Annotated in this window: 11 protein-coding genes; 2 read left to right on the top strand and 9 right to left on the bottom strand. The window is 36.0% G+C overall.

From position 1 onward, the window contains the following. From BALCAV_RS20295 to BALCAV_RS20275, 4 genes are all read right to left on the bottom strand, one after another. A partial coding sequence (locus tag BALCAV_RS20295; protein ID WP_040324313.1) for a helix-turn-helix domain-containing protein occupies positions 1-226 on the bottom strand: 226 nt, incomplete at its 3' end. Positions 227-546: 320 nt separating this feature from the next. Next, complete coding sequence (locus BALCAV_RS20285; RefSeq protein WP_003321023.1) at positions 547-1,038, bottom strand: NUDIX hydrolase; 492 nt, start codon at positions 1,036-1,038, stop codon at positions 547-549. A gap of 21 nt (positions 1,039-1,059) precedes the next feature. After that, the gene (locus BALCAV_RS20280; protein WP_003321022.1) at positions 1,060-2,313 is read right to left on the bottom strand and encodes a hypothetical protein; all 1,254 of its coding nucleotides are present in this window, start codon (positions 2,311-2,313) and stop codon (positions 1,060-1,062) included. 80 nt (positions 2,314-2,393) lie between these two features. Beyond that, positions 2,394-2,837, bottom strand: a complete 444-nt coding sequence (locus tag BALCAV_RS20275) for a hypothetical protein (RefSeq protein WP_003321021.1) — start codon at positions 2,835-2,837, stop codon at positions 2,394-2,396. A 347-nt stretch (positions 2,838-3,184) separates the two neighbouring features. Between BALCAV_RS20275 and BALCAV_RS20270 the strand changes: the two genes are divergently transcribed. Together BALCAV_RS20270 and BALCAV_RS20265 are read left to right on the top strand one after the other, a co-directional pair. Further along, on the top strand, positions 3,185-3,499 hold the full coding sequence (locus BALCAV_RS20270) for a helix-turn-helix domain-containing protein (protein ID WP_003321020.1): 315 nt from the start codon (positions 3,185-3,187) through the stop codon (positions 3,497-3,499). Between the two features lie 64 nt (positions 3,500-3,563). Next, the gene (locus BALCAV_RS20265) at positions 3,564-4,067 is read left to right on the top strand and encodes a competence protein ComK (protein WP_040324311.1); all 504 of its coding nucleotides are present in this window, start codon (positions 3,564-3,566) and stop codon (positions 4,065-4,067) included. 119 nt (positions 4,068-4,186) lie between these two features. On the opposite strand, the gene BALCAV_RS20260 is transcribed toward BALCAV_RS20265, so the two are convergent. The 5 genes from BALCAV_RS20260 to BALCAV_RS20245 all read right to left on the bottom strand — a co-directional run bounded on the left by BALCAV_RS20260 (position 4,187) and on the right by BALCAV_RS20245 (position 6,654). After that, positions 4,187-4,372: a hypothetical protein gene (locus tag BALCAV_RS20260; protein ID WP_003321018.1), complete on the bottom strand. Its 186-nt coding sequence runs from the start codon at positions 4,370-4,372 to the stop codon at positions 4,187-4,189. Next, positions 4,365-4,505 carry a hypothetical protein gene (locus tag BALCAV_RS22490; RefSeq protein WP_160173445.1) on the bottom strand — a complete coding sequence of 47 codons (141 nt, stop codon included), beginning with the start codon at positions 4,503-4,505 and terminating at the stop codon, positions 4,365-4,367. Before BALCAV_RS22490 ends, BALCAV_RS20260 begins: the two co-directional genes overlap by 8 nt. A 246-nt stretch (positions 4,506-4,751) precedes the next feature. Further along, entirely contained in the window at positions 4,752-5,078 is a 327-nt protein-coding gene (locus BALCAV_RS20255; protein ID WP_040324310.1) for a hypothetical protein, read from the bottom strand. Between the two features lie 14 nt (positions 5,079-5,092). Next, a complete protein-coding gene (gene istB / locus BALCAV_RS20250; RefSeq protein WP_040324309.1) occupies positions 5,093-5,866 on the bottom strand; it encodes an IS21-like element helper ATPase IstB in 774 nt (257 codons plus the stop codon). Continuing rightward, positions 5,863-6,654, bottom strand: a complete 792-nt coding sequence (locus BALCAV_RS20245) for a Mu transposase domain-containing protein (protein ID WP_052044427.1) — start codon at positions 6,652-6,654, stop codon at positions 5,863-5,865. Before BALCAV_RS20245 ends, istB begins: the two co-directional genes overlap by 4 nt. Positions 6,655-6,717 lie beyond the last annotated feature (63 nt).

Raw genomic sequence — 6,717 nt, 5'->3', positions numbered from 1 at the left:
CAATGCTGTCCACTTCTTTTAGCCATACGAATTCCTTTTTTAGTTTGGTTAATTCAGCCGAACAAGCATTGTAAGTTAACCCTTTGCCTGTTTCTTGGTAGGTATCGTTCCATTGTCCTAAAAAGCGATTAAAGACAAAACGAGAACAGCCGATGGTTTTAGCAATGAAGATTTCCTGTTCTTTGGTTGGATAGAGACGAAATTTGTACGCTTTGTTGATGAGCATTGTTTTCACCCCCAATAGGAATGTATGTTCTTATTATACCCTAACAAGAATCTCTTTGGCTACCGCCAACCGCCATTCATCTCCCCCTTATCGTTGGGCTTTGCCCTTCACACGATTGAAGAGGGAGTCTTCTGTCGGGAAATGATAAAAATTAATTTTCCACAATTGGCATGATTGCGGAAAGTCAAAACCTAATTCTTCATTAACGATAAGAAGGGTTTGGTTTTTCTTATTCGTAAACATGTTGATATCAAGTAGTACATTTCGGGGAAAGTGCTGGTAAAAAGCATCGAGGTAATATAAGGTGTCTAAAGGGCACCTCAAAAATACTCCCTACTCCTCAGAATTGCTGCCAGTGTAAAAGCATCATTTATTCCCCCACCGATGGCCATTTGGTAAGCGTCTTGATACGGTACTTTTACGACATGCTGAATGCCCTCTTCTGTTTGAACTTTATTTTCTTTTATCTCTGAATCTAATCCTAAAAAAAGCTCAACCTTACTATCAATCAATCCGGTATCTGGGTATAGATAACCGAGAGGAATGATGGTTTTGCTGACAGCTGAGATTTCTTCATAGAGTTCTCGTTTTGCGGTCATGGACGGCTCTTCATTTTCTTCTTTAAACCCACGCGGTATTTCTAAGGAGTAATCATTAATCGCTGGCCTAAATACTTTCATGAGTAAAACGTCTTTTTCTTTTGTTACAGGGAGAATGACCGCTCCTCCCTTTTTATTTTTTAAGGATACGATGCCTCGATCATCTAAGCGTACTTGGACAAAAGGGTTTTCGTAAATGGTTTTGTGTTTCATGTTTTAGTACTCCTCACCATTTTATGGCTTAAGTGAATTGATTGAAAAGGAATTAATTGTGTCATAAATGTTCTGTTCGCTCTTGATCTTCTCAACCATTTGCTTCCCTTTAAAATCTAGCTTCTTTATTTCTCTCTCTGTTTTTCTAGACATAGGACGAAGCATGATATTGACTGCACTTCCAATCACCTTCCCTCCTACAAACTCTTGGAGGCTTTCTAGGAATAAGCTTACTCCACTACTCACACCGTCACTCGCAAGTGCTCCTCTTCCAAACGTTTGAATCTTTAAGTTTCTTTTTTCTTTTCCTATCTTTTCTTTAATTTCCTTCGTAATCATTTGAGGCAATTCCTGTTCGTACATGTAAATGAAATCAAAGAGAGCGGCTTCTAGTTTCGATTCATGTTTCTCATCTTCCATTTTCTTGAGACCTTTTAGTAAGGTCTTGTATGCTTTTTGTTTTCTAATATGTATAATTTGTTCTGCTTCAAGAGCAGTAAGCACTCCTTCATTAAACAAGCTTGTCGAAAGATATTCCTCTTTTGAAAGATGGTCCATCTGCTTATTTGCTAAATCACTATTGAAAAAAACTTGCTCCGGAGTCACTTTACTATGGAGACTTTTGGCAAGAAGCTCTGGATAAGCAGCTGATGTACGAAGATAATTGGGTATATTGAAATTATAAGAAATATCAATGTATCTTGTTATGGTCTCTTTTGTCACCCGATCAAGATACGGATTCTTTGCTGTTTGTTCGTGTAAATTTTTTCTCGTAAACTTACCGCTTTGCATACAGTCATTTATATTTCCTAGCCAAATTTCCTTCGCTTTCTTATCAATGTCTAACGTATAAAGATTTTCTAATACATTGTTAGTAAAATGGAGAGAGATCTGATCGACATCCCATTTTATCGCCTTTTCTAAGTCAATCTTCTCTAAAATATTCAAGGTATCAAGAGAACTAAACTCATTCCTTACTAGTAAATTAGAGCTTTTAAAATGATGATAGATTTCCACCATGTCTGCAGGCCCTTTTCTCACAGATGGAACGATAATCCCGTTCTTTATATACAATTGTCCTTCTGGTGAACTTAAAAATTTCAATAAATGCTTATTATTAATAAAAAATGCATCCGGAATGATAATTCGATCATAAAGCAACGAGTAGAAATTTAACAATGCTTTAAACTTCTCATAAGTGAGATACTTTTCATACACATTATCAGCAAATATAAAATACAAATCCGATAACTCTCCACTTTTCCCTTTATTCATTGATTCAACTCCTTCCTCCAACACAGGTTCATAACGATGAGACCACCTCTCCTAAATACCATTTAAAACTACCTAAACCCCTACCTTTTTTTCTTACTTATAAAATCGATCGCCATTAGAATATTTGGTTGCTCTTCCTGTTCTAAATCCAACTCTTTCGTTTCTCTCTCATTAGGTATATCCAATTGTTGTTGTTCCTCATAAAAGATTTGATTAATGATTTCTGTATTCTGAATGCTAATACTGACTAATTCAGAAGCTGTATACCAAGTGAGACAAGCGAGTAATACTTTACCTGTGAACTTAATAAGTGCTAACTTTTCTTGCCTACTTTTTGGGAATAAATCAATTAATTCACTTAACACCTTATTCTTTTTTAATTCGTTAGTGTACGTATCAAAAGGTAAATCATCATTGACCATTTTACTAGTTAAATCTATCAGTCTCGCTTTATCAAATTTGGAGATGTCCGTACTCCTTAATTTAATGATGACGCCATCGACTACTTTAAAGGTCCCATTCATTACATCCGCAAACTTAGCACACCTAGGACAAGTTTGCTTATTGTTCTTTAAGATGACCGAGTAAGCTTGTTCTTATAATAAATAGTAGAAGGAAAAATCAAACCACAATAACCACACACAGCCGGTATATACAAGAGCCCCATCCTCTCCCCTTTTACAATTAATTTTACATTTATAAGGAAGAAAACACTAGGTATATATTCTTATTTTTAATTGAATTCCAACAAGGATTATACAACAAAAATAAATTCACTTTTATAACCATAAAATGTCATAAAATGACCTATCGTTCATTCACACTTCTTTTCCATTGGCTGATGATAGTTTTAAAAAGGGGGGTACCCTCGTTGAAAAACTATGAAACGCCTGAAGAAGAAGATTTGAAAAAGCGAAAACGGTTAAAAGAGAAAATTAACCAAGAAGTTGGAAACATTATACGCTCGCTTCGCAAAGTAAAAAATATCACCCAAGATGAATTAGCTCATCAACTTAAAATCTCCGAACGCTATCTGGTTAAAATCGAAAATGGAGATGCGACGATGAATTACCAAACCTACTTTCTGATCCGTAACTATTTTGGCAAAGAAATATTCGAAAAGGAAATGAACCATATTGATGAAGAGTTTGTTAAATTAATCAAACAACAAAATGAAGACCTCTAGCTAAAACCTACTCCACGCAAACCAACACTACAAAAACATTCCAATTAAAAAGGAGAATCTAATTATGCCCCGTAACCTCTTCCCTTCTTATGAACCATCCACTGAAACACTCTATATCCGTGCCGCTTATGCTATGGATCACGATGCCTATGTCAAGGAAATGCATCAATCGTATAAAGTCAAACAACCTCCCAACCAAATCATCCATACCGCCTGCTTAGACGGAGGAGCCTCCTATGACGGCAGAAAAAGTGCCGTCATCTACAACACTGGAATCCAAAGCAAAGTTCCCATTCCCATTAACCCAAGACAAAATCTGTACGCTTTTCCAACCCATTCCCCACAATCGATTGATAACATTTGGATTTTCTTTCATAATGTCTATCTATACAAAAAACACCCGACTGATTCAACTCAATCGATTATCCAGTTTGTCAATCGAGAAACCTTAACCGTCCCAATTTCATTCGCCACATTAGAACGACAAATGCACCGAACCGCTTATTGTGTCTTTCGGTTTGGAGATGGAAACACTTATGCTCATAAGGGGAACATACGTGTTAATTAAATGTTTGTTTAACGGAGAATCCAAATCAAAAAAATCTAATTATTCAGACTTTTATTACCAAAACAAAACTCCTCTATATAAAAGAGAAACACTCTTTTTTCTACTTTATATAGAGGTTGTTATGGCTTTTGCTGCAATTCCTTCCGACGTGTCTTAATAAAGTCAAGGAAAGTACGCTCAATCTTGTCCAAATCTTCTAACTTTGCGTCCTGTCTAATATAACGAAGGGCTTTTTTGAGCGATTTTGGATATTCATCAAACTTTTTATTTTTAGAAGGGTTCTTCACATTGCCTTCTTTACACATAACTCTTTAACCTATCCACAATCTCTTCTATCACTTCCGTTACTTGAAGATTTTCATTTGCTTCAGCCTTTAAATTGATATCAACTAGTAGTTTAAGGAGCTCTTCTTGAGTGAGCTTTTCTGATATAATCATGGGAAACCTCCTATTTTTTTTACAATTTGAGTGGTGCAGTCACCGTATATTTCTCGCTCCCCCATACAATAATGCTATTAGTGAAAAGGGATACCGTAGTTGCATTAACATTTATGGAGTATTTGGCTGTAACCGTCAAGTAGAATTAAACAGTTTTCAACAAATAATTTTAAACAGTTTTCATCAATTAAGATTCAACAGTTTGATTATCCCCGCCATAAAGGCAGGGGAATAATCATTTTGCTTTTAAAACAATTTATCAGGCATTCCTAACGTTTCTTCTAATAGATCCTGCTCTTTTTTCAACTTTTCGATTTCCTTTTTCAAAAGGAAATTCTCCTCCACTAATCTTTCGATTTTGGTTGTATCATCAATCCCTTCCTCATAGGCAGTACCTCTCACAAAGCACCAATGATTATAACAATGAAGGTCTTCTTCTATCATTGGACGGTTTTTATTGGCTGGAGCCTTCATTTCCATATCCTTAATCCATTCTTTTACTGATTTTTCATCGACTTTTAATCCATAAGAATTGAAAAATTGAACGGCTTCTTCAGCATTTAGTAGATTCACTTTTTTATCCCCCTTTAAGATTCAATATTCTGATGGTTAAATAAAGCTTTTCGGTATTTCATTCTGATGCTATCCTGCTCATCGCTAAAAGTTAAAACCTCACTTCGATGGAGAAGACGGTCTAAAATGGCTGTCGTTAACGTTTCATCTCCAAGAAACTTTCCCCATTCACCTGGACCTTTATTAGAAGTTAGGATGAACGCTGCCTTATCATACATTTCATAAATAAACTGAAAGAATAGGTGAGCGTCCTGAGGTTCATAAGCCATATACATGACATCATCAATAATAATTAAATCCGATTCAGTGATACGCTTATATCTCGTTCTGGACTTTCCGACATAGTCTCTTGACTTTAAGATATAGATTAAGCGATCCATAGATATAAAAGACACTTGGTACCCATTTTCAATACAATGAATACCTAGAGCTGTTGATAAATGGGTTTTCCCAACACCTGTCGGTCCCATCATAATAAGAGTGAAGCATTCATCAACCCATGTTAGTTCTTTTAAGATATTTAATTGTTTCTCTCCAATAGCTGTCTGTTCTTCCAAACGATAGTTTTCAAATGTCAGAACTTCTGGAAACTCAGCCCACTTCATTAGTTTTTCGCTATTCTTTCTTTCTCTACAACTCATCTCATAACTTAGGACCTCATGAATGAACTCATAATAAGTCCAGCTTTTTGCTTCAGCTTCTCTCAGAAGATTGGGTAGTTCTTTAGCCGTTTCAGCGAGTCGCAAAGTTCGACATTTCTCTTGAAGGACTTCATATGGTTGGCTCATTGGTTCTCTCCCCCTTGAAGAATACTGAAATAAATGTCCTTTTTTCGTTCAGGGGCAATGAGGTCTTTATACTTTTCGTTTACACTCCCTATACCCTTTGTATTTTTCTGGCTTTGAATATCGATAGAATGAGCAATATCTCGTAGATCATTAGCACTTCTCAATCGCAAACGTCTCATTTCATGAATCGCTTCCTCCACGAAAAGTGGGTATTTTAAGATAACAGATTGAACGACTTTTAGTTGGTCAATTAAATGACGAGGATACTGTTCAGTTAGTCTATCAATCAGCCACTTTACGGCCTCTTTATCCTCCAAGACATTTTCAATTTGCTGAATGAAAAGTTCCCTTTTGGTTTGGCTACGTTTTCTGTGGGAAGGGTCCGAAATGACCAAACCTTTTCCTTCAGCCATTTTATGCTTTGCTAAGACTTGACCGTTTTGCTGCAAGCGTATGTATAGATGCTCCGCATCTTTTTCTACATAAGCAATATTAGAGCTATCTTTTCGGTACGTACCTAAAGGTACGCTATATCGATTCCCATCAACACGAATGACATTGTCCTTGTGTATATTTCTTGTTATACTAGAGGCAAAGATTTTTTCAAAGATATAAGTACCGGAGACTTTTTGTAAGTGTTGCTTTTCCAGGGCGTACACATCAATAGGTCTCTTTTTTGTATTATGGTGAACCTTATAGTTTCCCGTGCGCTTTAACCACCTTATACACGAATCCTGCCAATCTACTAAATTATCAAACGTACGATTTTTCGCAAAGTTATTTTTCACGTATTTCACAACCTGTTCAATTTTTCCTTTTTTATGTAAAGCTTTGCATAAAAAAGGTTATGT

The organism is Alkalihalobacillus alcalophilus ATCC 27647 = CGMCC 1.3604 (assembly GCF_000292245.2).
Classification (GTDB): domain Bacteria; phylum Bacillota; class Bacilli; order Bacillales; family Bacillaceae_D; genus Alkalihalobacillus; species Alkalihalobacillus alcalophilus.
The sequence above is the reverse complement of the archived record's forward strand: the minus strand, read 5'-3'. Positions and strand labels throughout refer to the sequence as shown.

What these genes read in the sequence shown, in the direction of transcription:
- BALCAV_RS20280 (WP_003321022.1), bottom strand. Translation starts at nt 2,313, where the DNA reads ATGAATAAAGGGAAAAGTGGAGAGTTATCGGATTTGTATTTTATATTT.
- BALCAV_RS20285 (WP_003321023.1), bottom strand. Translation starts at nt 1,038, where the DNA reads ATGAAACACAAAACCATTTACGAAAACCCTTTTGTCCAAGTACGCTTA.
- istB (WP_040324309.1), bottom strand. Translation starts at nt 5,866, where the DNA reads ATGAGCCAACCATATGAAGTCCTTCAAGAGAAATGTCGAACTTTGCGA.
- BALCAV_RS20275 (WP_003321021.1), bottom strand. Translation starts at nt 2,837, where the DNA reads ATGAATGGGACCTTTAAAGTAGTCGATGGCGTCATCATTAAATTAAGG.
- BALCAV_RS20265 (WP_040324311.1), top strand. Translation starts at nt 3,564, where the DNA reads ATGCCCCGTAACCTCTTCCCTTCTTATGAACCATCCACTGAAACACTC.
- BALCAV_RS20260 (WP_003321018.1), bottom strand. Translation starts at nt 4,372, where the DNA reads ATGTGTAAAGAAGGCAATGTGAAGAACCCTTCTAAAAATAAAAAGTTT.
- BALCAV_RS22490 (WP_160173445.1), bottom strand. Translation starts at nt 4,505, where the DNA reads ATGATTATATCAGAAAAGCTCACTCAAGAAGAGCTCCTTAAACTACTA.